This is a genomic window from Synechococcus sp. F70.1, from assembly GCF_047502745.1.
GTDB lineage: Bacteria > Cyanobacteriota > Cyanobacteriia > Thermostichales > Thermostichaceae > Thermostichus.
In genome coordinates, this window is the sequence record NZ_JANSJL010000034.1 from 11,414 (window position 1) to 36,681 (window position 25,268).

Annotated in this window: 19 protein-coding genes, 1 tRNA gene and 1 pseudogene; 6 read left to right on the top strand and 15 right to left on the bottom strand. The window is 60.0% G+C overall.

What is annotated here, in order from left to right:
* Together NW860_RS02130 and purN are read right to left on the bottom strand one after the other, a co-directional pair.
* A pseudogene (locus NW860_RS02130) lies at nucleotides 1-306 on the bottom strand (hypothetical protein); the annotation flags it as partial.
* 12 nt (nucleotides 307-318) lie between these two features.
* A complete protein-coding gene (gene purN, locus NW860_RS02135) occupies nucleotides 319-969 on the bottom strand; it encodes a phosphoribosylglycinamide formyltransferase (protein WP_414422931.1) in 651 nt (216 codons plus the stop codon).
* A 119-nt stretch (nucleotides 970-1,088) separates the two neighbouring features.
* Between purN and carB the strand changes: the two genes are divergently transcribed.
* Together carB and psbA are read left to right on the top strand one after the other, a co-directional pair.
* Complete coding sequence (carB, locus tag NW860_RS02140) at nucleotides 1,089-4,313, top strand: carbamoyl-phosphate synthase large subunit (RefSeq protein WP_414512112.1); 3,225 nt, start codon at nucleotides 1,089-1,091, stop codon at nucleotides 4,311-4,313.
* Between the two features lie 323 nt (nucleotides 4,314-4,636).
* Nucleotides 4,637-5,695, top strand: a complete 1,059-nt coding sequence (gene psbA, locus NW860_RS02145; RefSeq protein ID WP_414512114.1) for a photosystem II q(b) protein — start codon at nucleotides 4,637-4,639, stop codon at nucleotides 5,693-5,695.
* On the opposite strand, the gene NW860_RS02150 is transcribed toward psbA, so the two are convergent.
* From NW860_RS02150 to NW860_RS02160, 3 genes are all read right to left on the bottom strand, one after another.
* Nucleotides 5,692-7,515 carry an aspartate kinase gene (locus tag NW860_RS02150; protein ID WP_414394844.1) on the bottom strand — a complete coding sequence of 608 codons (1,824 nt, stop codon included), beginning with the start codon at nucleotides 7,513-7,515 and terminating at the stop codon, nucleotides 5,692-5,694. The two genes, psbA and NW860_RS02150, sit on opposite strands and share 4 nt — an antisense overlap.
* 44 nt (nucleotides 7,516-7,559) lie before the next feature.
* Nucleotides 7,560-9,059, bottom strand: coding sequence for a site-2 protease family protein (locus NW860_RS02155; RefSeq protein ID WP_414512116.1), 1,500 nt, complete (start codon nucleotides 9,057-9,059; stop codon nucleotides 7,560-7,562).
* Between the two features lie 124 nt (nucleotides 9,060-9,183).
* On the bottom strand, nucleotides 9,184-9,531 hold the full coding sequence (locus NW860_RS02160) for a DUF751 family protein (protein ID WP_414411780.1): 348 nt from the start codon (nucleotides 9,529-9,531) through the stop codon (nucleotides 9,184-9,186).
* A gap of 73 nt (nucleotides 9,532-9,604) precedes the next feature.
* Between NW860_RS02160 and NW860_RS02165 the strand changes: the two genes are divergently transcribed.
* The gene (locus NW860_RS02165; protein WP_414411779.1) at nucleotides 9,605-10,144 is read left to right on the top strand and encodes a hypothetical protein; all 540 of its coding nucleotides are present in this window, start codon (nucleotides 9,605-9,607) and stop codon (nucleotides 10,142-10,144) included.
* A 476-nt stretch (nucleotides 10,145-10,620) separates the two neighbouring features.
* Nucleotides 10,621-10,992 (top strand): hypothetical protein, encoded by a 372-nt coding sequence (locus NW860_RS02170; RefSeq protein WP_414394851.1) that lies wholly within the window; start codon nucleotides 10,621-10,623, stop codon nucleotides 10,990-10,992.
* A gap of 23 nt (nucleotides 10,993-11,015) precedes the next feature.
* Here NW860_RS02170 and NW860_RS02175 read toward each other — a convergent pair whose 3' ends face one another.
* Complete coding sequence (locus NW860_RS02175; protein WP_414512119.1) at nucleotides 11,016-12,938, bottom strand: ABC1 kinase family protein; 1,923 nt, start codon at nucleotides 12,936-12,938, stop codon at nucleotides 11,016-11,018.
* A 297-nt stretch (nucleotides 12,939-13,235) separates the two neighbouring features.
* Here NW860_RS02175 and NW860_RS02180 point away from each other — a divergent pair, with 297 nt between their 5' ends.
* Nucleotides 13,236-15,233: a caspase family protein gene (locus tag NW860_RS02180; protein WP_414512121.1), complete on the top strand. Its 1,998-nt coding sequence runs from the start codon at nucleotides 13,236-13,238 to the stop codon at nucleotides 15,231-15,233.
* On the opposite strand, the gene NW860_RS02185 is transcribed toward NW860_RS02180, so the two are convergent.
* The 3 genes from NW860_RS02185 to NW860_RS02195 form a co-directional block, all read right to left on the bottom strand.
* Nucleotides 15,230-15,901: a DUF1614 domain-containing protein gene (locus NW860_RS02185; RefSeq protein WP_414394855.1), complete on the bottom strand. Its 672-nt coding sequence runs from the start codon at nucleotides 15,899-15,901 to the stop codon at nucleotides 15,230-15,232. The two genes, NW860_RS02180 and NW860_RS02185, sit on opposite strands and share 4 nt — an antisense overlap.
* 94 nt (nucleotides 15,902-15,995) lie before the next feature.
* A complete protein-coding gene (locus tag NW860_RS02190) occupies nucleotides 15,996-16,742 on the bottom strand; it encodes a hypothetical protein (RefSeq protein WP_414512122.1) in 747 nt (248 codons plus the stop codon).
* Nucleotides 16,743-17,108: 366 nt separating this feature from the next.
* Nucleotides 17,109-18,503: a malic enzyme-like NAD(P)-binding protein gene (locus NW860_RS02195; RefSeq protein WP_414394858.1), complete on the bottom strand. Its 1,395-nt coding sequence runs from the start codon at nucleotides 18,501-18,503 to the stop codon at nucleotides 17,109-17,111.
* A gap of 97 nt (nucleotides 18,504-18,600) precedes the next feature.
* On the opposite strand from NW860_RS02195, the gene NW860_RS02200 reads away from it, so the two are divergent.
* Nucleotides 18,601-19,173, top strand: a complete 573-nt coding sequence (locus tag NW860_RS02200) for a chromophore lyase CpcT/CpeT (protein WP_414411774.1) — start codon at nucleotides 18,601-18,603, stop codon at nucleotides 19,171-19,173.
* 23 nt (nucleotides 19,174-19,196) lie between these two features.
* On the opposite strand, the gene NW860_RS02205 is transcribed toward NW860_RS02200, so the two are convergent.
* The 6 genes from NW860_RS02205 to NW860_RS02230 all read right to left on the bottom strand — a co-directional run bounded on the left by NW860_RS02205 (nucleotide 19,197) and on the right by NW860_RS02230 (nucleotide 25,268).
* Nucleotides 19,197-19,496 (bottom strand): hypothetical protein, encoded by a 300-nt coding sequence (locus NW860_RS02205; RefSeq protein ID WP_414394861.1) that lies wholly within the window; start codon nucleotides 19,494-19,496, stop codon nucleotides 19,197-19,199.
* A 20-nt stretch (nucleotides 19,497-19,516) separates the two neighbouring features.
* Nucleotides 19,517-20,128, bottom strand: a complete 612-nt coding sequence (locus NW860_RS02210; RefSeq protein WP_414394862.1) for an ATP-dependent Clp protease proteolytic subunit — start codon at nucleotides 20,126-20,128, stop codon at nucleotides 19,517-19,519.
* 117 nt (nucleotides 20,129-20,245) lie between these two features.
* Nucleotides 20,246-20,881: an ATP-dependent Clp protease proteolytic subunit gene (locus NW860_RS02215; protein WP_414394863.1), complete on the bottom strand. Its 636-nt coding sequence runs from the start codon at nucleotides 20,879-20,881 to the stop codon at nucleotides 20,246-20,248.
* 110 nt (nucleotides 20,882-20,991) lie between these two features.
* Nucleotides 20,992-23,466, bottom strand: a complete 2,475-nt coding sequence (locus NW860_RS02220) for an ATP-dependent Clp protease ATP-binding subunit (protein WP_414512126.1) — start codon at nucleotides 23,464-23,466, stop codon at nucleotides 20,992-20,994.
* A 119-nt stretch (nucleotides 23,467-23,585) separates the two neighbouring features.
* Nucleotides 23,586-23,659, bottom strand: a tRNA-Arg gene (locus NW860_RS02225).
* 145 nt (nucleotides 23,660-23,804) lie between these two features.
* Nucleotides 23,805-25,268 carry a hypothetical protein gene (locus NW860_RS02230; protein ID WP_414512128.1) on the bottom strand — a complete coding sequence of 488 codons (1,464 nt, stop codon included), beginning with the start codon at nucleotides 25,266-25,268 and terminating at the stop codon, nucleotides 23,805-23,807.

Below are 25,268 nucleotides of genomic sequence, written 5' to 3' on the forward strand. Positions count from 1 at the left end.
GTAGGCGCACTCGGCAATGGCCTGCTCCAGGCGAGCTTTTAGGGAGTGGCCGCTGGCGTTGACCTCCTCGACCCAGGCGCGGGCTGCTGAGACGGCAAACCCCAAGCTGGGCTGGTGGCGCAAAAAGGCACGCGCCGTCGACTCTTCCTGAGGCTCAATGGCTTCTCGAGCCAGGCGCTCCAGCTCAGCCAGCACCGCCTGAGGCAGCACACACACCCCGAAGCGGGCCCATTCCTGCCACCGAGCCAGTCGCCCAGCCAGAATTGCGGAGCTATCGAAAGCAAGAAGGGGTGAGAGCTCGGCCATGGGGTGCGCCTCCTAGGAGGGAGGCTTCGGGGAGAGGGATCCCTCGGCCAAGCAGAGGCGGATAGCCAGAGGATAGAGGCGATGTTCCTGGGCCTGGATGCGCCGGTAGAGCGACTCCACAGTATCTTCCGGCAGGACCGGCACCGCCGCCTGGGCCACGATGGGGCCGCTGTCCATTTCCAACGTAACCCGGTGGACGGTGCAGCCGGCGATTTTTACGCCGCACGCCAGCGCCTGCTCCACAGCCCGTAGGCCCTTGAAGCTGGGCAAGAGACTGGGGTGAAGGTTTAAAACCCGCTCCGGATAGGCAGACAGCAACACCTGAGTCACCAAGCGCATCCAGCCGGCCATGATCACCCACTCCACCTGATGCTGCTGCAGCACCTCCACGATGGCGGCATCTAGCGCCTCCCGGCTGGGATAGTCGCGGTGGTTAAGGAGGACACAGGGGATCCCTCGGCGCTCCGCCCGCTGCCGCACATAGGCCTCAGGATTGTTGGTGATCACAACAGCGATGTGGGCTGGCAGCTCGCCGGCCTCGATGGCCTGGGCAATGGCCTCAAAATTGCTGCCGTTGCCGGAAGCCAAAACACCCAGGATCCCGGGCCGAGGAGGAGCTGGGATCTCGCCAGGATCGGGCCAGAGGAGGCTGGGCAAGTTCATCTCAAGGCTTTCCAACAGCAACCCTTTCCGAGGCCCCTTGCCCAAGGTACACCATCTTACCGCCCAAGCTGGGCCCGCCTCTTAAAATAGAAGGCTGACCTTGCCACCCTAGGGATCCCATGCCGCGTCGTACCGACATTCACAAGATCTTGCTCATTGGAGCGGGGCCTATTGTTATTGGCCAAGCCTGCGAGTTCGACTACTCGGGCACCCAAGCCTGCAAAGCCCTGCGAGAGGAGGGCTACGAGGTCATCCTGGTCAACTCCAACCCGGCCACCATCATGACGGATCCCAGTATGGCGGATCGCGTCTACATCGAGCCGGTGACGGCAGACTTTGTGGCCCAGATCATCGAGCGGGAGCGCCCTGATGCCCTCCTTCCCACCATGGGGGGACAGACAGCTCTCAATGTAGCGATGGAGCTAGCCCGGCGCGGGATCCTGGACCAGTACGGGGTGGAGCTAATTGGGGCCAAGCGTGAGGCCATTGAAAAAGCCGAAGACCGGGAGCTGTTCAAGCAGGCGATGCAGCGAATTGGCCTGGCCGTCCCCCGCTCAGGGTTGGCCCGCAGCCTAGAAGAAGCCAAACAGATTGCTCAAGAAATTGGCTACCCCCTCATCATCCGCCCCGCCTACACCTTGGGAGGTACAGGTGGCGGCGTGGCCTACAACCAAGAGGAGTTGGAGGAAATCTGCACCGCCGGCCTAGAGGCCAGCCCAATCTCCCAGATCCTGGTGGAGGAGTCGATCATCGGCTGGAAGGAGTTCGAGCTGGAGGTGATGCGGGATCTGGCGGACAACGTGGTCATCATCTGCTCGATTGAAAACATCGACCCCATGGGGGTCCACACCGGCGACTCCATCACCGTGGCCCCGGCGCAGACCCTCACCGACAAGGAGTACCAGCGGCTGCGCGACTACGCCATCGCCATCATGCGCGAGATTGGGGTGGAAACGGGGGGATCCAACGTGCAGTTTGCCGTCAACCCCGCCAATGGCGAAGTGCGGGTTATCGAGATGAACCCGCGGGTCTCCCGCTCCTCTGCCTTGGCCAGCAAGGCCACCGGCTTTCCCATTGCCAAGATTGCCGCCAAGCTGGCTGTGGGCTACACGCTGCCGGAGCTTCCCAATGACATTACCCGCAAAACCCCTGCCAGCTTTGAGCCCACCATTGACTATGTCGTCACCAAAATCCCCCGCTTTGCCTTTGAAAAGTTTCCTGGGGCGGAGCCCGTTTTGACAACCCAGATGAAGTCGGTGGGGGAGGTGATGGCCATTGGCCGCACCTTCCAGGAGTCCATCCAGAAGGCATTGCGGTCTTTGGAGATCGACCGCCCTGGCTTTGGGAGCGACAGGCCGGAAGTCTTCCCAACGCCAGAGGAAGTGCGGGCCAACCTGCGCACCCCCAACCCCTTCCGCCTGTTGACCATCCGCACCGCCCTGCTCATGGGTTTCTCGGTCCAGGAAATTGCCCAGCTTACCCACATCGATCCCTGGTTTATCGACAAGCTGAAGGAGTTGGTGGAGGTGGAGCAAGCCCTTAAAGGGCGGGAGTTGGGATCCCTAACGGCCGAAGACCTGCGCCATCTCAAGCAGATGGGCTTTAGCGACCGACAAATTGCCCACCTGACCGGCTGCACGGAAGCCCAGGTGCGGGATCGCCGCAAGGCTCTGGGGGTGATCCCCACCTACAAAACCGTGGACACCTGCGCTGCCGAGTTCGAGGCGGCCACCCCTTACCAGTACTCCGCCTACGAGAGCGAATCCGAGACCTTCCCCACCGCCAAGCCAAAGGTGATGATCCTGGGGGGCGGTCCCAACCGCATCGGCCAGGGGATTGAGTTCGACTACTGCTGCTGTCATGCCGTCTTTGCCCTCAGACGCCTTGGCTATGAGACCATCATGGTCAACTCCAACCCCGAGACCGTTTCCACCGACTACGACACCGCTGATCGCCTCTACTTTGAGCCCCTGACCTACGAAGAGGTGATGAACCTCGTCGAGGCCGAGCAGCCGCTAGGTCTAATCCCGCAGTTTGGCGGCCAGACCCCCCTGAAGCTGGCCCAGGGGCTAGCCGCAGCCCAGGCGCCTATCTGGGGTACTTCTCCTGACTCCATCGACATAGCCGAAGATCGCGGCCGGTTTGGGCGCCTGCTCGAGGAATTGGGGATCCGCCAGCCAGCCCACGGCCTTGCCCGCAGCGTGGAGGAGAGCCTGGAGATTGCCCGGCGCATTGGCTACCCCGTGGTGGTGCGGCCCAGCTATGTGCTGGGGGGGCGGGCCATGGAGATTGTCTATTCGGATCAAGATCTGCGGCGCTACATGCAGCTAGCGGTGGCGGTGGATCCCAACCGTCCCGTGCTGGTGGATCAGTTCTTGGAGGATGCCGTGGAGGTAGATGTGGACGCCATCGCCGACCACACCGGGGCTGTAACCATCGGCGGCATCCTGGAGCACATTGAGCAAGCCGGGATCCACTCGGGCGACTCCGCCTGTGTCTTGCCCAGCCGCACTCTCAGCCCTGCTGTGCTGCAGGTGATCCGCGACTGGACGGTGAAGTTGGCCCAAGCTCTCAAGGTGGTGGGGCTCATTAACGTCCAATACGCCGTCCAGAAGGAGCAGGTTTACGTTCTGGAAGCCAACCCGCGCGCTTCCCGCACCGTGCCGTTTGTCAGCAAAGCCATTGGCCACCCCCTGGCCGCCTACGCTGCCCAGGTGATGAGCGGCAAAACCCTGGCAGAGCTGGGCTTTACCCAGGAGGTGATCCCGCCCTACGTGGCTGTTAAGGAAGTGGTGCTGCCGTTTCACAAGTTCCCCGGCACCGACACGCTGCTGGGGCCGGAGATGCGCTCTACCGGGGAGGTGATGGGCATTGACACCGACTTTGGCCGCGCCTTTGCCAAAGCGCAACTGGCTGCCGGCCAAAACCTGCCCCTAGGGGGCACCGTGTTCATCAGCGTTAGCGACCGCGACAAGCAGGCGGTGATCCCAGTGGCCCAGGAGTTGGTCAAGCTAGGCTTTCGCCTGCTGGCCACTGCCGGAACCCAAAAAGCTTTGGCCGAGCACGGGATCCCCGTCGAGAAGGTGCTCAAGCTGCACGAGGGCCGGCCCCACGTCATCGACGCCATCAAGAACGGCCAGATTCAGCTTATCGTCAACACCCCTTCTGGCGGCGAAGCCCAACAGGATGCACGGAAGATCCGCCGCACCGCCCTGGCCTACAAGATTCCTTTGGTCACTACTCTGGCTGGAGCCAGGGCTACCGCCGCCGCCATCCGCGCTCTGCAGTCAGGATCCCTGGGGGTGAAGTCCCTGCAGGAGTTTCACGCCGAAATTGGACGATAAAAGCCTGCTGGGGTTGCTTTTCTGAAGAAATCCTTAAGACCCCCACCTTAAGAAATCCTGAAGTTCTCGACTGCAAAAACTGGCTCTTGAGGCCTGGGAAAAGGGGTGGAATATAAACTGCAATACTAAGCTACCTTTTTGTATCGATAAATCAATTTATTTCACATTTTGGCTGCAAACGTTAGGTATCCTTGGCAGTTTTCTTGAGACTGTCTAGCGTGGAAGGAGAAGGATCCCCAGGACAAGGCTGAGTCATTTCCTGAGGTCACTCTGCCAAGCGCAAGTGGAAGAAAGCTCTCTTCAAATTTTCTAGGAGTTGGCCTATGAGTGTGGTTGTTCGGCGCTCCGCTGCCGCACGGCGGCTATGGAGCTGGGAAAGTTTTTGTCAATGGATCACTAGCACCGAAAATCGGCTTTACATCGGCTGGTTTGGCGTATTGATGATCCCGACCTTGTTGGCGGCAACCTTTTGTTTTGTGATTGCCTTCATTGCTGCGCCACCGGTGGATGTGGACGGGATCCGCGAGCCGGTGATTGGCTCCCTACTGGGGGGCAACAACCTCATTTCTGCGGCGGTGGTGCCCACCTCAGCCGCCATTGCCTTGCACTTCTATCCCATCTGGGAAGCTGCCTCTTTGGAGGAGTGGCTCTACAACGGCGGCCCCTACCAGCTCATCGTGTTTCACTTCCTCATCGGGGTGTGGTGCTACCTGGGCCGGCAGTGGGAGCTGAGCTACCGGCTGGGCATGCGCCCCTGGATTGCAGTGGCTTTTTCTGCGCCGGCGGCTGCCGCTACAGCGGTGCTCCTGGTCTATCCCATCGGCCAGGGCAGCTTCTCAGAGGGGCTGCCGCTAGGGATTGCCGGCACCTTCCACTTCATGCTCGCCTTCCAGGCGGAACACAACATCCTCATGCACCCGCTGCACCAACTGGCAGTGGCGGGGGTGTTTGGCGGCGCCCTGCTGGCTTCTCTCCACGGCTCCCTGGTAACCTCTAGCCTGATCCGGGAGACTTCAGAAGAGGAGTCAGTCAATGCCGGCTACCGCTTTGGCCAGCAGGAGGTCACCTACAACTTCCTGGCCGGCCACTACGCCTTCTTGGGGCGGTTGGGGATCCCCAGCCTTGGCTGGCGCAACAGCCGCTCTGTCCACTTCTGGATGGCGGCCCTGCCTACCTTAGGGATCTGGGCGGCGGCAACCGGCATCGGCCTCATGGCCTTTAACCTCAATGGCTTTAACTTCAACCAGTCCATCCTGGACAGCCAAGGCCGGTTCATCCCTACCTACGCCGATCTCCTCAACCGCGCCAACTTGGGGATCCAGGCCATGCACGCCCCCAATGCCCACCACTTCCCCCTGTTGCTGGCGGCCAAAACAGACTAGGGCCGGTCGAGTTCAAAGGCACGGTGGACAGCTTGGAGAGCCCGGATCCCCTGCTCCCGTCGCACCACGCAGCTTACCTTAATCTCTGAGGTGCCGATCATCTCAATGTTGATCCCGGCGTCGGCCAAGGCAGCAAAAAAGCGCGCCGCCACGCCGGGATACGTTTCCATGCCGGCGCCGACGATGCTGACTTTGGCAATGTCGTGGTCGGTTTCAACCCCAGCTGCCTGCAGCTCCTCGGCTACCTGACAGCACACGGCCTCAGCCGCCCTGGCCTGATCCTGAGGCACGGTAAAGGCAATGTCGTTACTGGGAAGGCCGTTGTGGTAGCTCCGCTGGCTCTGGATGATGGTGTCGACGATAACGCCAGCATCCGCCAAGCGCCCAAACAGATGGGCAGCCGTCCCCGGCCGATCCGGCACCTTGCGCAGGCCTAGCCGCGATTGCTTCAGATCCAGGGCAACGCCCCGCACCGGGTGGTTGCGCAGAAGGGGATCCCCGCAAGGCGCTGCCTTGACTCGATGCAACTGGGGAATCACCTGAAACGCTTCCCCCAGCGCCAGGGCGGCCTCCCCAGCCCGCTCGGCTGCCACCACGCAGCTGACCTTGATCTCCGACATGGAGATCATCTGCAAGTTGATCCCCGCTTCCGCCAGCACGCGAAACATCTCGGCGGCAATGCCCGGGCGACCCATCATCCCCACCCCGGCAATGCTGACCTTGGCTACCGCCTCATCGACAAGGACTTCCCTACACCCCAGCTCCTGGCCAACCTTGCGGGCCACGGCTGCTGCCTGAGCCGCCTGGGCACGGCTGACGGTGAAGGCAATGTCGTTGGTAGGGGATCCCTCCGTCGCACTGAGGTGGAGCGACTGCAGAATTAAGTCGACATTGATCCCCGCTGCAGCAATCTCCTGGAACAGTTGCGCGGCAATGCCCGGGCGATCCGGCACTCCCACCAACACCAACTTGGCCTGCTCTCCATCCAGCTCCACGGTATCGACCGCCCGCCCTAGCTCAATGCTGCTATCAGGGGAGCGGACGCGAGCAGGGGGAGAGACAATGAGGGTGCCTTCTGATCCGGCTTGCAGCGGCTCCAGGCTAGAGCGCACCCGCAGCTTGACGCCGTAGTTGCGAGCAATTTCTACCGAGCGGGGGTGCAGTACCTGCGCTCCTAGGCTGGCTAGCTCCAGCATCTCGTCGGCGGTAATCTCTGGCAACAACCTGGCCTCGGGCACCTTGCGCGGATCGGCAGTAAAGATCCCGGGCACATCGGTGTAGATCTCACACAGCTCGGCTCCCAGGGCCACTGCCAAGGCCACCGCCGTGGTGTCCGATCCCCCCCGCCCCAGGGTGGTGATCTCCAGCTCAGTTAGGCTGGTGATGCCCTGAAAGCCGGCCACCACCACCACCTCTCCCCGCTCTAGGTGTTGCCAAAGGCGGTCGGTGTGGATGTGCAGAATGCGGGCCCGCCCGTGATCCCGGGTGGTGACGATGCCCACCTGGGCCGCCGTCAAGGAGAGGGCAGGGTAGCCCAAGCGCTGCAGCGCCAACGCCAGCAGGGCAATGCTGACCTGCTCACCCGTAGACAGGAGCATGTCCCACTCCCGCCACTGGGCCGGCGTGGTCGGGGATCCCTGGAGGATCTGTTCCCCCAGTTCCACCAGGCGATCCGTTTCTTCTCCCATTGCCGAGACCACCACCACCACCCGCTTCCCCTGCTCCACCGTGTGGGCTACCCGCTGGGCTACGGCCTGGATGCGCTCGATGGAGCCGACGGAGGTGCCGCCGTACTTTTGGACAATTAAACCCGCTTGCATAGCCAGGGCTGAGCTGGTTGACGTGGTTTGGATCCTATCCCGAACTAGGCCAGGCCAAGCCAGCTTTGCAAAAAGGGTGGCACCGGCAGCAGGATCAGCACAAGCCAGCTCAAGATTGCCAGCCCCAGCAGCTCCCGGCCCTCATCCAGCTCGGCGACATCGTTGAGGGCTGGCTCGTCGGCACTGGTGATCACAAACAAAAGCAGCGCCCACAATAACAGCCAGGGCTGCACCGTCAAAGCCAGCAGCAGCACCAGCCAGCGAGTCACTCGCCCCACATTGGCCCCCATCTGCTGGCCATAGATGGCGTGGACAATGTGGCCCCCATCCAGTTGGCCCACCGGCACCAGGTTAAAGGCAACCACCACTAGACCCAGCCAGCCGGCAAAGGCCAGGGGGTGCAGATCGATCACCTGCCCCGGCTGCAGCTGATCTCCCAGCACCAGGCGCGCCAGAATGGCCAGCAGCACCGAGAGGCGCGGGTCAATGCGATGGAAGCTAATCGGGGTCGGCTGCCCCTCTGGCCCTGCCGGAGGATCCCCGGGCGTCGAAAAGACCAGCCCCACCAGCAACATTGTCAACGCCACCAGGCTGCCCGCCAGCGGCCCGGCAACGGCGATGTCAAACAGTACCTTGCGGTTGGGCACCGGCTCTTTCAGCTCGATGAAAGCCCCGAAGGTTCCCAACACAAAAGGCACCGGGATGAAATAGGGGAGCGAGGTTTTGATGCCGTGGCGGCGGGCCACCCAGTAGCGGATCCCTTCATGGGATCCCAGAATGGCCAAGATCCCCACTGCATAAGGTAACCCTTTGAGCAGAGAGGGTAGATGCAGCAACCGGTCAGGGCTGACTCCAGAAGCTTGGGCGCCGGCAGTTAGGGTCGTCCAAAAGGTAAACAGCAGCAGCCCCAACGCCAGCAGAGGCCACTCCTTCTGACGGGTTAGGGAGCGCCGCGCCGCCGGGTTGGGCACCAGGGCAAAAAAAGGCTTGCCGGCAAACCCCTCCTGCAGCACCACCAGAAAGCGTTTGCCAAAGGTGGTTTCCACATTCCGCTGTACCTGCTCGTAGGCTTCCGTGGGATCCGCCCGCAAATTGCCACGGCAGATGATGGCCTGAGGACGGTACTCCACGCTTTGCAGATAGAAAACGTTCCAAGGAAAGCAGCGGTTGAGCTTTTCCCGCGATACCTCCGAGATGGAGATGGGAGCAGCTGCAGCACCTTCCTCCTCGCCTTCCTCTGTCTCCGGATCTCGCTCTGCCGGGGTGTTTTCCACTCCAGCCTGAGAGCCTGCTGGTGGAGGTTGGAGGCGCCCCCGACGTGCCAAAGTCATGCTGGTAAAATAGGAGGCCAAAAATAGCCCCAACATCAGCAAAGGGGGCATTTCATACTGAAACACCTGCCGCCCCAGCACCCAAAGCAGGGGGGGGATCATCATCACTAGCCACAGGATCCGCCAGGGCACCTTTGAGAGGCGGGCCACGCTTTTTTGTAGCAGCAGGTAGGTTGTCGAGCCCACCAGTGCCAACAGGATCCAATCTGCCATGAGCTCAACAGGAAAACACCTTTACCAAGCTAGCGGCAAACCCGATCGGCTTGCTAGAGCCGGCAGCAGCGATCCCTCAGGAGCTAAACTTCTCTTGGCTTGCTCGTAAGCTGCTCTCTTACTCTCAACGCCACATCCACGCTGGCAGAAGCGTGTGCCCTGTCATCGCCCGCAGGGTGAAATAGATAAACAACAGCAGAGCTAGGGATCCCACAGTTACTAGAGCTGCTGCCGTTGCGCTTTTGCGGTACAGGTTTACAAACGGCTGTAGGCCAGCCCAAATTCCCCCCAGCAAGACGGTAACGAAGTAGGTGGGGTAGCGGGAGACGTTCTCCACAAATTGATCTTCCAGTCGGCGAGGAGGCTGCGGCTGGGGCATAAGCAGAGGGCAACCCAACAACTTTCCCTCAGTCTGCCACAGATAGCGGTCTCTGTCCCCCGCCTCTGGAAGGGTGGGAACACCCAGGTTCAAGACTGCGAGAACCTAATATGGTAGGCGTCATCCTGCCTGCTTTGCCCAGCACAGCCACCCCCTTTCCAGACTGATGCAAGAATTGCCCTCTGATGCTCTCAATCGCTCCAGTGATCTGCCCAGAGATCAGACCCTGGCGTTGATGCGCGTTCAGGAGGCCCTGGATCAACTGGAGGCAGCGATTCTCAGTAGTCCCCGTTTGTTCTGGTCGCGCACTCTCATCGACGAAGAGAAGATCCTAGAGCAGTTGGACTTCATCCGCCTTAACCTGCCCACTGCTCTAGAGGAAGCTGAGGAAGTGCTGCGCCAGCGGGATCAAATCTTGGCTGAGGCCCACCGCTACGCCCAAGAGATCGTGGCCATGGCCCAGCGCCGGGCCGAGCAGCTTGTGAGCGAATCCACCATCCTCCGCCAGGCCCAAGCTCAGGCGGAACAGTTGTTGCGGCAAACCTACCAACAGAGCGAGGAGGTGTGGCGACAGACCCTCCAGGAGTCAGAGCGTCTCCAGCGGGAGGCCCACCGCTACGTGGATCAGGTTTTGCAGGATCTGGAGATGCGGCTACTGGAGTCGCTGCGGGTGATCCGCAACGGCCGACAAAGCCTGCAAACCTGAGCCCGCTCCTGACTAGCAAAAGGCGGCGCAAGCCCCAGCTTTAGGCCAGGCGGCGCTGCCGTGAGGGCTCAGCTTCCTGGGAAGTTATAAGCCGCAGGCGCTATGCAGCCTCTGGGTCAATGGGGAGTGTTCACCTGCCCGGGTTTTAAGTCATATTAAGAGTAGCATCCGGACTTCCCTACCCTACAAACCGGGGTAGCCAAGCCAAGCTTCCTCCGGCAAAACGAAGACAAGTCTTGGATGGGTGGCCCGGAACTCAAGGCGCTGGAGATTGCCGTGGCAGGCAAGGGATCTTGAGCTTTGGCGGCAGGCTGGCGCAGCTTTTCTTTGGCCGACTGAGAGCGTGTTTCCCTCCTTCTCAGTGAGTGCTCCAGAACTGTACCCCTCGAGCCACCTTCCTCAGCGGGCTCTCTCCTCAGCCTGCGAGTTCTGGTTTTTGTCCCTTTTGGGAGTTCCTTAGTCGTCTAGGAGATTCTATGGCCATTGAACCGAAAGCTCGTAAGAACCGCGAAAGCGCTAAATCCCGTTCCCGCAGCCGTCGTCGAGAGTCAACCAAAGCAAGCAATTTGGACGCTAACCTCTCCCTGCCCAAGTTGATCCAAGAGAATGCGGTGCTCCAGTCGCGCAGTCAATTGTTGCTGATGTACAGTGACTTTCAAACCGAAATGCCCAACGATGGCAAGACAGGCGTTGGCACCTGGCTGCGAGCCCGCCTCAAAGAGCACGGCATGCCTAGCTTACTGCGTTTTGGCCCGCGTTCCTGCCCCCAGGTCTTCCGCCGCGATGAATTCTCCGAGTGGATGATGCTGGCTCTCAACAGTCCCAGTTCCAAAAACGAGAACGGCTAGTAGAAGAAGCCAAGGCAGCAAACCTAGACTGCACTAGCGGGTTGGGCTGGGGAAGCATAGACGGTTTGAATTTCTCCAGCTTGCCCGCTATTCCTGTTGCGCCCATTGAGGGAAGCGGGTGACCTAGGTTCCTTCTCCTCCTCTGCAAGCAGCAGCTCCCGGATCAGACGGGCTGCCAAGCGTTGCAGCCAGCGGGAGGCCAACTGCCGCCCTAGCTGTTGGGCTTCTGGCTTGGTGGCTACCTTGGCTACTAGAGGCAAAAGCTGCAGCGGCTGAAAGGCGGGGTTGCTGCTGAGAATTGACCACAGACGTTGCAGATGGGTTAGACCATCTGTAGAGCCGTTGCCTGAGCTGGAAAAGAGGATATCCACCAGCTGCTCTCGCAGGAAGGCTCCCCGCTCCGAAAAGAGGAAATCAACGGCTTTTTCTAGGGATCCCTGCAAGTCAAAGTCTTCGCTGTTGACGGCATTGCGCAGCAGATTTTCCAAGCGGTTCCAGCGAAATTGCCCCTGGCTAAACAGCAGCTCTCGCAGAGCTTCGCGCAGCTCTGGAGCGGGATCAGTTAGGAGCCGCTGGGCCACATAGGGATAGGCTACGCTCAAGACCTTGAAGTTGGGATCTAGACCGATGGCAATCCCCTCGAGGGTGAGCAGCGAGCGGATGATCAGGGCGTAGTAGGCAGGTACGCGAAAGGGAAAGTTGTACATCACCCCCGAGAGGCGATCGGTAATGCTTTTGAAATTCAGCTCGGCCACGGGCTTGCCTAGGGCCTCGGCGAAGACATCCTCCAAGGCGGGGATGATGGGGGTGAGATCGGTGTCGGGAGCTAGGAACTCCAGATCCACGTAGTCCTGGGCCAAGGCGGCAAAATCCCGGTTGACCAAGTGGACGATTGCCTTGATGAGGCCGTAGCGCTGGTGCGGCTGGATGGTGCTCATCATCCCAAAGTCAATGTAGGCCAGCCGCCCGTCGTACATAGCCAAGAGGTTGCCCGGATGGGGATCGGCATGGAAAAAGCCGTGCTCCAAGAGCTGCTTCAGGGAGCAGTTGACCCCGATCTCGATGAGGTGCTGCCCGTTTAGCCCGGCAGCGGCGATTTTGTCAAGCTGGGTCAGCTTGATGCCATCGATCCACTCCATTGTCAGCACCTTGGTGCGGGTGTACTCCCAATAGATTTTGGGAGCGTAGATGGAGGGGTGGCGGTACAGCTCTAGGAAGCGCTCGGCGTTGCGGCCTTCCTGGGTGTAGTCCATCTCTTCGTACAGCCGCCCCGCAAATTCATCGACAATGCCCACCAAGTCGCTGCGGATGCGGCGGAAGGTGCGCTTGGCCCAGGCGGCTAGGCTGCGGATGATGTACATGTCCAGGGAAATGCGCCCGATCAAATCGGGCCGCTGCACCTTGACGGCAACTTTCTCTCCCGTGTGCAGATACGCCTGGTAAACCTGCCCCAGGCTGGCCGCGGCAACCGGTTCCGGGCCGATCTCGCGAAAGATCTGCTCTATTGGCTGGCCGATTTGCGCCTCGATGAGAGCAAAGGCAGTGGCATTGTCGAAGGGGGGCAGCTCATCCTGCAGCTTGGCCAGCTCTTCCAGAAAAAGGGGCGAGACCAGGTCGGGACGGGTGGAGAGAGCTTGGCCAATTTTGATGGCTGTCGGCCCCAATTCGGTGAGGATCTCCCGCAGCCGCGCCGCATGCTTGCGTCGGTTCTTCAGCTCTACCCCCCGCCAGCGATCCCACAAGACCCAGATCAACAGCCCCAAAAAGGGGGCAATCAACTGAAAAAGACGCCCCAGCACCAGACCCCAGCGCCCCCGATATTGCCTAGCCAACTCCTCTGGGTCATAACGCAGAGCCGGCTGCAAGGGCTGCTGCCCCGATCCAGGCAAAGGCTGCTCTGCCACCGCTGGCTGGGCTGCGGCCGCTGTCGACAGTGTTGCGCCCATAGCAGTCCCGACGGATCTCGTAACACATCTTAACTTGCTGGGTTGGCAAGCGGCTTGTGGGCTGGGGGGTTGATCTGGGGCGGACAAAGATATCCTGAAATAGGCACAGACTGGGCACAAAGTTTAAGCCGATGGGTTAGCCGCTAAGCCCGCGGGGCAGCCCACCAGGTCAGCATGGAAAGGCGGTCTTTTCTCCAAAAACTACTCCTAGCTGCTGCTGGCCTTGGTTTGTCTCCCGGCTGGCTAACCAGGCAGGCTAGGCGCTATGGACAAGCTCTAGCAGCCACCTCCCGCAAGTTGGCTCTTCTCATTGGCATTAACCGCTACCCTGGCGAGGGATCCCCGCTGCAGGGCTGTGTAACCGACGTAGAGCTGCAACGGGAGCTGCTGCTGTACCGCTTTGGCTTTGAACCGGCAGGCATTCTCGCCCTCACCGATGGAGCGGCTACGCCAAGCGCAGTCCAAGAGGCCTTTGCCGAGCACTTGGGGGGCCCAAGTCAGCCGGCGGAAATCGTGGTCGTGCAGTTTAGTGGCTACGGCCAGTGGCAGGCGGGATCGGCCCCGGATCAGTGGCAGCCGGCTTTGCTGTTGTCGGGCTCCGAAAGCCTGGCGGCCATGGAGCTGGAGCGCTTTTTCCAGCTTGTGCAAAACTTGGGCACGGCCCAGGTCACAACCATACTCGATTGCGGCTTTACCCACATCCCACCTGCTCTACGGGGCAACCTCCAACTGCGCTCCCGCCCACCTGTCCCGCCAGCAGCCTCCAAGGTGCTGGATCCCGGTCAGCCATCCTCTGCAGAAGGGCAGCAAGTTTGGCACCCTCGGCCCAAAGGCTTGTTGATTGCTGCCACCACTCCCCAAGACTTGGCAGCGGAAGCTGCTTGGCCGGGATTTCATGCAGGAGTGCTCACCTACCTGCTGACCCAGTACCTGTGGGAGACCATGCCCGCTGCCCGCCTGCTAGTTGCTTTCAACCAGGTGGTCAGTCGACGGGAGCTGGGCCTCTTTTCTTGTCAGCACCCTACCCTGGAGGGCAAAGAAATAGCTCGACGAGTCCCCCCCTACTTCCTCATTCCCTCCCAGACAGCGGCTAGCGGGGTCATCCAAGAGGTGAGGGGGAGCCGTGCTCAGGTGTGGCTAGGGGGGATCCCAGCGGCAGCCCTGTGTGGTCTCCAGCCGGGCACCCTTCTGGCTCCCCTTGTTGCTGATCCTGCTGCTCCAACGACGCCGCTTCTGATTCGTTCCCGCAGTGGGCTGTTGGCGCAGGTCCAAGCGGTCGGCGGGGAAGATCAGTTTCCCCCCGTAGGCACGCTGGTGCGAGAGCAGTTGCGCGCTCTCTCGAGCAGCCTCAAGCTCTTGGTGGGGTTAGAAGACAGCCTGGGCCGTGTTGAAAGAGTGGATCTAACCAACGCCATCGCCGGCTATAGCTGGATGGAGACGGCCAACCCACGCGAGCGCCAGGTGGATTGCCTGCTGGGCCGCATCACCCCAGAGATGGCTGCTGCCTTTCAAGGGGACGCTCTGCCCAAGCCCTTGGAGGTCGGCAGCTACAGCCTCTTTTGGCCGGGGCGAGAGCTGCTTCTCAATTCCTGTGGCCCAGCGGGCGAAGCGGCAACTACGGCAGTGCAGCGGCTGGCCTCCCGTCTGGCTCATCTGCTGGCGGCCAAGCGCCTGCGGACCACCCTCAACGCTGCCATCTCGTCCCTGGGGGTGGTGGGGGAACTGTCCACCCGAGGTAAAACCCCCTCGTGGGCAGTGCGGCCTCCTCAAGGGGCCTCTGCTCCTGCTGAGCTGGGCATGCCTCGCTTCCTGCGCGGGGATCCCCTCTATCTCACGCTGCGCAACGAGGGCGAGCAGGATCTGTTCGGCTATCTGTTGATGGTCGATTCCAGCGGGCAACTGCACCTGCTGGCTCCGGTGCCCCAGGACAACCTTGCCCTGCCGCTGCGCCTAGAGGCTAAGGGCAGCCTGACCATACCACCCCCGCCTGAGATGGCCGTCCGTGAGCCGCGCTCCGTCCTCAACCCCGATTTGCTTACCTGCCACGCCCAGGGACTGACCGAGTTACTGTTTGTGGCCAGCACCCGTCCCCTCTCTGCTAGCCTGGAGGCCCTCAAGGCCATGGCCCGCCAGCAGGGGGTAACCCGTTCGCCGATGTTGCTGAGCAAGCCGCTGGAATGGACGCAAATCCTTTTCGAGGAGTTGACTTACCGCGCTGAGGAGGGGGCCCCTGACTTGCGTTGGCTGGATCCGGCTCAATCGGTCACGCTTTCTCTTACTTATCTCTTGGTTTAGCTCAGCAGTAGAGCAAATAGGCCACAGAGAGCAATACCATCGAAAACCCCAGCCCCGCCAATGCTGAGGATGCCTGAGCAACTGCGCCGCAACACCTCTGGTAGGTGCAGCAGATCCGCTCCAATCACCGTGCCCAAAACCCCTCCGGCAAAAGCCACCGCCGGCGCCTGATCTCCAGCCCAGAACAGAGCGGCCAAAGCCGCTGTAGCCGGAGCCACCAGGGGATTCATCTGAATGCCGATCCCGGGCACTACGTGGGAAGCGTAGTAGCTGACCAAAGTTACCAGCGCCGTTACGGCTAGGATCAACAGCCCACTGGCCCGGCCAAATTGATACAGGGCCAAGAGCAGCGGGATCAGGCCCCCGCCCACGTTTAGGGCAACCACCGTCTCCTGAGAGATCTTGGCCAACGGGATCCCCCAAAATTGCCGCATCCACAGGCTGGCCAGGTCTTCCACCAGAGTTACCTCGCACCTGACGCGGTAGAGGGGAATATTGACCGAGCTGCCCACCAGGATAGCCAGCAGCAGCAACAGTGCCCCATCTCGGGAAAAGCCCAACTTCCCCGCCGCCAGCGCTACCACATCCACTGCTAGCCCCAGCCAGAGGAAGGGCAATAGCAGTAGAAGCATTAAAAACAACAACAGTGAGACTGGCAGGTAGAACATGGCGGAGATTCCCTTTCCCCTATCCTATCAGGGCCCAAGCTGACTTCCCCAACCTTGGCCAGAAAAAAAGATCCCCACCTTTCACAAGTAAACCTCAAGTAGGCTCTGTTAGACCGAAGATTTTATTGCGAATATTTTGAGCAATCTCGTAACCAGCACGCTGATCGCTGGGAGTCTTAGCTAGGGAAACTTGATAGCGGTTATCCCCGTGAAATCTAATCACAACGTAATTTTTCTCTGAAGCAACCTCAAAACCAAGCTTATGCAACTCTGCTTCATAACTATTATCGCACCATTTGCGGTAGTCTCTGAACAAATGATTTATATCTTCCCTAAGCCTTTGACGATAACTCTTACCTTCGTTTGCATGGTTATTCTGAATTAGGTCTTGGAGTATATGCTGGACTCTACTTCCCTTATGCACCTGATCGGCTGCCCTACTCAAGATCTCTAAGATAAAACTCTTGGCTTCTTCTCGATAAAAATCTCTTTCGCTTCTTGCTAAGACTATAGTATTAGTGTCGGCTTGCGCGAGATCCTCAATTCTCCGCCGAAGCTGTGCCCGCAGATGATCCAGTTCCGCTTGCTGACCTTGTAGCTGCTGCTCTTGTTTCTGAACTTGCTCAGACAAGTTCATGGCATTCTGCCGCCATTCTTGCCGCTCAGTTTCGAGCTGTTCTAGGAGCTTCTGATACTCTGCTAGATCAGCCTCAAGTCTCTGGAGCTTCTCTTCCCGCTGTTGGAGCTGGGTTCGGAGCTCATCCAGTTGATTTTCATAGCTACGTAGCTGCTGTTCCTTTTCTTCTATTTGCCGGGAGAGCTCCTCAATCTGGCTTCTCAAAGCTCGAGCCCGACTGCCGTGACGTTGGGCAACTTCCGCGGCTACCGCACTCCCAATTCCAGCGACTAGACCCACTCCCCCGGCCTTACTGAGTCGATCCAGGGGCGCGGCAGCTATACCAGCAGCGGCGAGGGCAGTAACGAGGTGAACATAGAAGGGCTTGCGTAAGTCCATTGAGAACCCCAGCTAGGCAGGAAGCTAGAGCTCAAGACATAAAGAATATAAAGAACTCCACTTCCAGAAGAGGCGCTCTGAAGAATTGTTAAATTACGAAAAAGAGGCCCGCTGCTGCCTCTCCCCGAGGACTTGCAAGCCGTGATGCTCGTGTGCTGAATTAGCCTGTTTATTGAACGTTTATTGAACAAGTTATGGGATCCCGGCCACTCCCGTTTGGCGGGCCGCTTGAATCACGGCGGCAGCTACCTGAGGAACCACCCGCCCATCGAAGACTGAGGGGATGATCCACTGGGGATCCAAGTCTTCAGGTGAAATCAAATTGGCGATGGCTTGAGCGGCAGCCAGGCACATCTCGGTGTTGATCTGCTGGGCGCGGCAGTCAAGAGCGCCGCGAAATACCCCCGGAAAGGCCAGCACGTTGTTGATCTGGTTGGGGTAGTCGCTCCGACCCGTAGCCATCACGGCGACTCGATCCGCCACTAGCTCGGGCTGGATCTCAGGCACGGGGTTGGCCAGGGCAAAGACAATGGGATCTGGCGCCATTGTCTCCACCATCTCCGGCGTCAGGGCATTGGCCACGCTTACCCCAATGAACACATCCGCTCCCACCAAAGCCTCTGCCAGGGATCCGCTCTCCTCAACGGCGATGGCTGCCTTTTCCGGGGTGAGGTCAGAGCGGGAGCGGCTGAGGATCCCTTGGCGGTCGCAGACAACAACATGGGTAGCTCCCGCCTGCTGCAGCAGGTGCGTCACGGCAATTCCAGCTGCCCCTGCACCGTTGATGACAATACGCACCTGGCCCAGGTTTTTTTTGACCACCTTCAAGGCATTCAGCAGAGCTGCTAGCACCACAATGGCGGTGCCGTGCTGATCGTCGTGAAACACCGGCAGGTTGAGGCGGGCCTTGAGCTGAGACTCAATGGCAAAGCAGCGGGGGGCGCTGATGTCTTCCAGGTTGAAGCCGCCAAACCCCGGCGCCAGGCGCACCACTGTCTCCACGATTTCTGCCACCTCCTGCGTGGCCAGGCAGAGCGGGAAAGCATCGATATCGGCAAAGCGCTTAAACAGGGCTGCTTTCCCCTCCATCACGGGCAAAGCGGCCTCCGGGCCGATGTTTCCCAGGCCCAGCACGGCACTGCCGTCGGTAACGATGCCCACACAGTTCCCCTTGATGGTGTACTCATAGACAGCGCTGGGATCGGCGGCAATCTCCAGCGCCACCCGGCCCACGCCTGGGGTATAGGCCATGGCCAGGTCAGCGGTGCTCTCCAGGGGGCTTTTGGCCACCACCTGCAACTTTCCCCCTCGATGCAGCTCAAAGGTGCGATCCACCACCCGTTCCACCTTCACATTCGGCAAAGAGGCAACGGCGGCCTGAATTTGCTGGGCGTGCTCGCTGCTAACGGCATCGACACAGATCTCCCGCACAGTTTCAGCAGCCGATTGGTGGATGAGGTCGATCCGGCTGAGGCTGCCGCCCACCTCGGCAATGGCTTGAGTGACGCGGGCCAGGGCTCCGGGCCGGTTGGGCAGACGTAGGCGTAGGGCAATACTGTAGCTGGCGCTGGGGGTAAGCTGGGTCATAGGCAAACTGCCCTTAGCAGAGTCAAGAGGCTACCCCCGCCGCAGCACCCGCGGGGGAGTAGAATTGAGAAGCGCAAAAGACTCTTTCGCGTTAGCCTTGACAACTTTCGATCCCGACCTCAACACCTTAGCCAATTGGCTGGAAGGCTACTACAGCAACCGCGCTCAGGCAATGGCGGAGCCGGTGTGGTTTGTGCCAGTAAGCCTTTGGTACGTGCGTCTGCCTCACCTGTTTCCCGAGGGAATTGGCTTTTTTACCGAGCAGTTCAATGAACACACACCGGGCCGATTCTACCGCAGCCGAGTGCTACAGTTGCTGGCGGATCCCTTGCGGATAGAAAACTACAAGTTGCGAGATCAAGCGGCTTGGGCAGGCGCCTCGCAGGATCCGCAGCGTTTAGCGCAGCTGTCACTCTCAGATCTCGAGCATTTGCCGGGCTGCCGTATTTTGGTCGAAAAACGCCCAGGCTGCTTTCACGGCGAGATGCTGCCAGGGGGAGCTTGCCGCCTCAACCCCGGCGACAGTACCTATATCCACATTGAGTTCGACCTCACAGCCCAAGAATTCATCACCTGGGATCGCGGCTTCGACGCCACCACTGGTCAGCAAACTTGGGGATCCCGTGCTGGCCCCTACCGCTACCAGAAAGGGATCCCTCCCCGCCCTTAGAAATAGATAGAGGGTAGGCTGGATTAGGGGAGCAAGAAAGGAAACAGGTCGCGAACTCCTTTGCGCAGCTTGAGTAGAAAGATCAGCCGTTCCACCTTTGGCGAAACTGATCCCGTGGCAGGACGGGCTGCTAGCTCTGCCTGCAGCTTCTGCGCTTCGCTGGCAGTGAGGGGCTGGTTATCAACCGGCGAACGGGCACGCAGCTCAGGTTGAGCCCGCAACACCTCCTCGGGAATCTCGGAAGCTGGCGGCAATGACCAGGCTTGGCTACCCCAAAGCAGCAACAAGCCGCTGCAACCGCCCAGTCCCAGCCTCCAGAGCATCCGACCGCTTCCCCTCGCGTTTAGCTGGCCATAGCTTCCGAGCGCTCCTGGATTACCCGGTCGACAATTCCATAGGCCTGGGCTTCTGTAGCCGAGAGGTAAAAGTCTCGCTCCACGTCCCGCTCAATTTTCTCCAGCGGCTGGCCGGTCATTTGCGACAGCAGCTCGTTCATGCGCCGTTTGACCCGCAGCGTTTCGCGGGCTCGAATTTCAATGTCGCTGGCTTGGCCTTGGATCATTCCCAGCGAAGGTTGGTGCAGCATGATGCGAGCGTGGGGCAGGGCAAAGCGTTTTCCCTTGGTGCCGGCAGCCAGCAAAAAGGCTGCCATTGAGGCGGCTTGGCCCACGCAAACCGTAACGATGTCCGGCTTGACGTGGTTCATGGTGTCATAAATGGCCATCCCTGCCGTCACAGAGCCGCCGGGGGAATTGATGTACATCACGATATCTTTTTGGGGGTCCTGGGAATTGAGGTAGAGCATTACCCCCACAATGGTATTGGCCAAGTTGTCGTCAATCGGCTCGCCAATAAACAAAATCCGCTCTTGGTAGAGGCGGTCATCGAGGCTAATCCATTGGGTGTAAGGATCGCCGGGCAAACGGTAGGGGACGCGAGGCACTCCAATTGGCATAGAGGTCTCCTGGCAAAGTTTGAACCAGAATAGGGCGCTTGCCAAATTGCTCCCGCACTCAGGCTTAGCCAAGGCAAAACCCGCCACAGCCCAGTGCGGGTATTTCAAGGTCGACCCTTAGGTTTTGGCTGCTGCCAACTTTGGCAAGCCTTTGGAGCTGGTCAGCACCTGGTCAATAAGGCCATAGGCCTTAGCCTCTTCCGGGGTCATGAAAAACAGTCGCTCCGTGTCCTTTTTAATGCGCTCCACGGGCTGGCCCGTGCTGCGGGAGAGTTCCTCCAGCATCATGTTGCGCAAGGTCAGGATCTCGCGGGTGCGAATTTCAATGTCGCTGGCCTGTCCTCGGGCACCCCCATAGGGCTGATGCAGCACAATCGTGGCATTGGGCAAGCTAGCCCGAAACCCCTTAGCACCCGCTGCCAACAGCATGGCCGCCATGCCAACGGCAGTACCAATGCAGATAGTGTGCACTGGCGGCTTGATGTAGTTCATGGTGTCCAGAATGGCAAAGGCTGCCGTGTCGTAGTTATAGGTGCCCGTTGAGTTGATGTACATCTTGATCGGCTTTTCCCGATCCTCGTACTGCAAATACAGCAGTTGCTCGATGATCAGCTTGGTGACGTTGGCATTTGACTCTTCCGCCAGAGGTAAACCCAGGTAAACAATGCGCTCCTGGAGCAGCAGGGAAGCTAAATCCGGGGGAGGCGTCCGAACCGGAGCGCCACCGTAGTAATAGTAGGTAGATTGCACCATGCCAGAGTTCTCCTACAGCCAATCCCTTGACTTAGCTAAGAACAAGGGATCCGGAAATAGCAGCGGATCCCTTGTCCAGTAACCAGCAACAGAAGAGCGTCCTGGCGACCTTACTCAGCTCCCTGCGGCAAGAGCACCCGATCTGACTGCGTGACTAGGACTTTGGGCTTGCGCTCCTCGTCCACGTCGATGAGCACCTCAGATCCCTCTTTGACGCGGCCAGTCAAGATCTCCTCTGCCAGCAGGTCTTCCAACAGGCGCTGGATGGCCCGGCGCAGGGGACGTGCCCCGTAGCTGGGGTTGTAGCCCTCCTCCACCAGCAGGTCTTTGAAGCGATCGCTGACCGTGAGGTGAATTTTCTTCTCCTTCATGCGGTCGAAGACTTCCTTGAGCAGGATGTCGGCGATCTGCTTCACCTCGTCCTTGGTCAGTTGCCGGAAGACGATGATCTCGTCCACCCGGTTGAGGAACTCGGGCCGGAAATACTGCTTCAGCTCTTCGTGCACCAGGTTGCGGATGCGGTTGTAGTTGGCCTCTTCCTCATTGGTGTTGAACTCAAAGCCAAGGCTGCCGCCGCCCTTCTCGATGACCTTGGAGCCAATGTTAGAGGTCATCACGATCAACGTGTTCTTGAAGTCCACCGTGCGACCTTTGGCATCGGTCAGGCGGCCATCTTCGAGAATCTGCAGCAGCAGGTTAAACACATCCGGGTGGGCTTTCTCAACCTCGTCAAAAAGCACCACCGTGTAGGGGCGGCGCCGCACCGCTTCGGTCAGCTGACCCCCCTCGTTGTAGCCGACGTAGCCGGGCGGGGATCCAATAAGCTTGCTGACCGTGTGCCGCTCCATGTACTCCGACATGTCAAGGCGGATCATGGCTGACTCGGAGCCGAAGAAGTAGGCGGCTAAGGCCTTGGTCAGCTCCGTTTTGCCCACCCCAGTTGGGCCGCAGAAGATGAAGCTGGCGATGGGGCGATTGGGATTTTTCAATCCCACGCGCGCGCGACGAATGGCGCGAGAGATAGCCCGCACAGCCTCATCTTGGCCGACAATGCGCTGGTGCAGGGTCTCCTCCATGTGGAGCAGCTTCTCCGACTCACTTTCGGTGAGCTTGGCCACCGGCACCCCTGTCCAGGCGCTCACCACCTGGGCCACATCTTCCTCCGTTACCTCTGGCAGCTCCGTGCGGCTGCTGTCCTCGGCTTTTTTGGCAGCGGCAATGGCGCGGATCTGCTGCCTAATCTCCATTTCCCGATCCCGCAGCTCACCGGCCTTGTCGAAGTCCTGGGCTCGCACTGCGGCATCCTTCTCCCTGAGAACCCGTCGCAGCTCCTGATCCAGCTCCCGCGCCGCTGGCGGCAGTTGGGAGTTGATCAAGCGCACTCGCGAAGCCGCTTCGTCGATGAGGTCAATGGCCTTGTCGGGCAAGAAGCGGTCGGAGATGTACTGGTCGGCCAGCTTGGCTGCCGCCTCCAGAGCCGCATCGGAGATCCTCAGCTTGTGGTGCTGCTCATAGCGCTCCCGCAGGCCATAGAGAATCTCAATGGTCTCAGCCACGCTCGGCTCGCCCACCATGATGGGCTGGAAGCGACGCTCCAGCGCCGGATCCCGCTCGATGTGCTTGCGGTACTCATCCAGGGTGGTGGCGCCGATGCACTGCAACTCGCCACGGGCCAAGGCAGGCTTGAGGATGTTGGCGGCATCGATAGCACCCTCCGCCGCCCCGGCCCCGATCAGGGTATGCACCTCGTCGATGACCAGGATGATGTTGCCGGCGTTGCGGATCTCATCCATGATTTTCTTGAGGCGCTCTTCAAACTCGCCGCGGTACTTGGTGCCAGCCACCAACAGGCCGATGTCCAAGCTGATCACTCGCTTGTCGGCCAAGATGTCGGGCACATCGCCTTGCACAATGCGCTGGGCCAAACCTTCGGCGATGGCGGTTTTGCCAACCCCCGGCTCGCCGATGAGGACAGGGTTGTTCTTGGTGCGGCGGCCCAAGATCTGGATCACCCGCTCGATCTCCCGCGTCCGGCCTACCACCGGATCCAGCTTGCCCTCCTGGGCCAGTTGGGTCAGGTTGGTGCCAAACTCATCCAGCGTGGGCGTCTTGGTACGGCTGGAGGAGCCACCGCCTGCCGTTACTTCGGCGGTTTCGCCCAGCATGCGGATCACCTGGGTGCGCACCTTGGAGAGATCCACCCCCAGGTTTTCCAAAACGCGGGCTGCCACCCCTTCCCCTTCTCGGATCAGGCCCAGGAGCAGGTGCTCCGTGCCAATGTAGTTGTGGCCGAGCTGGCGGGCCTCTTCTAGGGAGAGCTCCAGCACTCGCTTGGCGCGAGGAGTAAAGGGGATCTCAACCGCCACAAAGCCGGATCCCCGACCGATAATTTTCTCAACCTCAATTCTGGCGTCTTTTAAGTTGACCCCCATAGATTTGAGGACTTTGGCGGCGATCCCCGTGCCCTCGCCAATGAGCCCCAGCAAAATTTGCTCAGTGCCAACGAAATTGTGACCTAACCGCCTGGCCTCCTCCTGGGCCAGCATGATCACCTTGATGGCCTTTTCTGTAAAGCGTTCAAACATGATCCTCGAGCTCCCTACGCCTGCATCAAGGCGGACCTGATAGGCCTGATCCTAACACAGGATTCAGGCCAGCTAAAGGACAGCAGACACCCCAGACGAAAAATCATCTGGGACTGGAACGCGCCTGGAGAGATTTGAACTCCCGACCGCGTGGTCCGTAGCCACGTGCTCTAGTCCACTGAGCTACAGGCGCAAGAGGGGTAGACTAGACTATCTGGCTGTCATCTACTGATGGACATCCCTAAACATGCCTCAAACATTGTAGCACAAGAGCATCTCTTGATATCCGCCACCATTCAAGAAGGCCCTGCCCAGGAGGGGGGGTACCCTTGAATGGCTCAGTCGTCCGAGGGTTCTATCTCGGGATCCAAGCTCTTGGCGGTAAGGCGCAGGGCCTCTGCCTGCTCCATCACCCGAGGGGCTTGCACTGCTGTCTCAACCCCTTGCCGATAGCTCTCCCACAGGGGCATTTCCGGGTAGGTCTGCTGCAATTCCTTGATCTGATCCAGCAGAGCCTCTAGCCAGCCAGACGTACCCCAGGTGAGCAAAAACTGCAGGGGATTCCAGAGGTTGAGCTGCCGCCCCAACTCGTTGAGGCTTTCGTTGCGAAGGGGCGGGTCGAAGATGTCGGCCACCGTCATCAACTGACGGCCCAGGAGCGGCCTAAGGATTGTCTCAGCAGCCTCCACAACGGCGGGAAGGGCGGCTTGGATGCGCTCGGGACTGGGAATGTGCCGGGCCTGGGGCAAAGCTTGCAGCAGCAGCTCCAGGCGTCGTTCAGCTTCTGCCGACTCTAAAGCCGCTTCTAGGGTTGTGCCCACACTGAGAAACACTTCCCCCGTCAACAGCCGCACAGCGTCGATAACCAGGTGATACAGGGGAGGGATCACCAGCTTGATCCATTCGCTTTGGAAAAACTCCCGCAGCCGTCGCGCCAGATAGTCCCCCACCTGCGTGGTTTGGATCCCCAGTTGGGTGAGGGAGAGGTACCAGTCGGGGGGGGATCCTTTGGGATCGAGCCACTGGCGAAGGGTTTGCCACTCCTCTTCGGTGAGGGCAGTTCGCCCCTGCTTTAAGACGCTGCGCCGCAGCTTGCCCTCGGCATTCAAGAGCTTGCGCAGCTCCGGCGTGCCCAGCAGAGAGAGGGCCCCTGCCGATCCCACGCTGCCGATCTCGACGGCAATGAGGGCGGCCAAGAGGGCGGCTGAGGCTTTCACCTGGATCTCGCCACCTCTGTCCATCACCAAAGGTAGGCGGCTATTGCCATAGGCCCGCAGGCTCATCGCCTCCAAGGTGGAGCGTTGCTCAGCGGTTAAGGCCCCTGCCCAAGAAGGGATGCCGTTGGTTTCTGCCCCAGAATAGGCCTGGTCCTGCAGGCTGTGATACAGCAGGCTGGCCACCCAGGCGCGGTCGGCGGCCCGTTCCAGAGAGCCAATGACCACCTCCCATTGGCGGGGGCTGAGCAGAGGCAAAAGCGCTTGCAGGTCTTGCTGGAGCGGCTCTGGAGAGCTGGTGGCTCTAGCTTTGTCTAAAGTTGCCTGCAGCCGATCCCTCGCCTCACGGCACAGGCCGCCCCACTCCAGTTGCAAACGAGCTAGGGTTTGCTGCAGGGTTTCTTCAGAGCGCCGGGGCAGCTCCTGCCAGCCCGCTTCCAGTTGCCGCCACAGCCCCTCCCAGTTCAGGTCCCCAGCCCTACCGGATGAAGGTGGAGAGTTCGCCGGCGTGGCGGGCCTGTTGGGATCAAGATTGGGGGAGAAGAGGTTAGGCATGGGCAAACTGGGCCGCAGGGGAATTACCGGCAT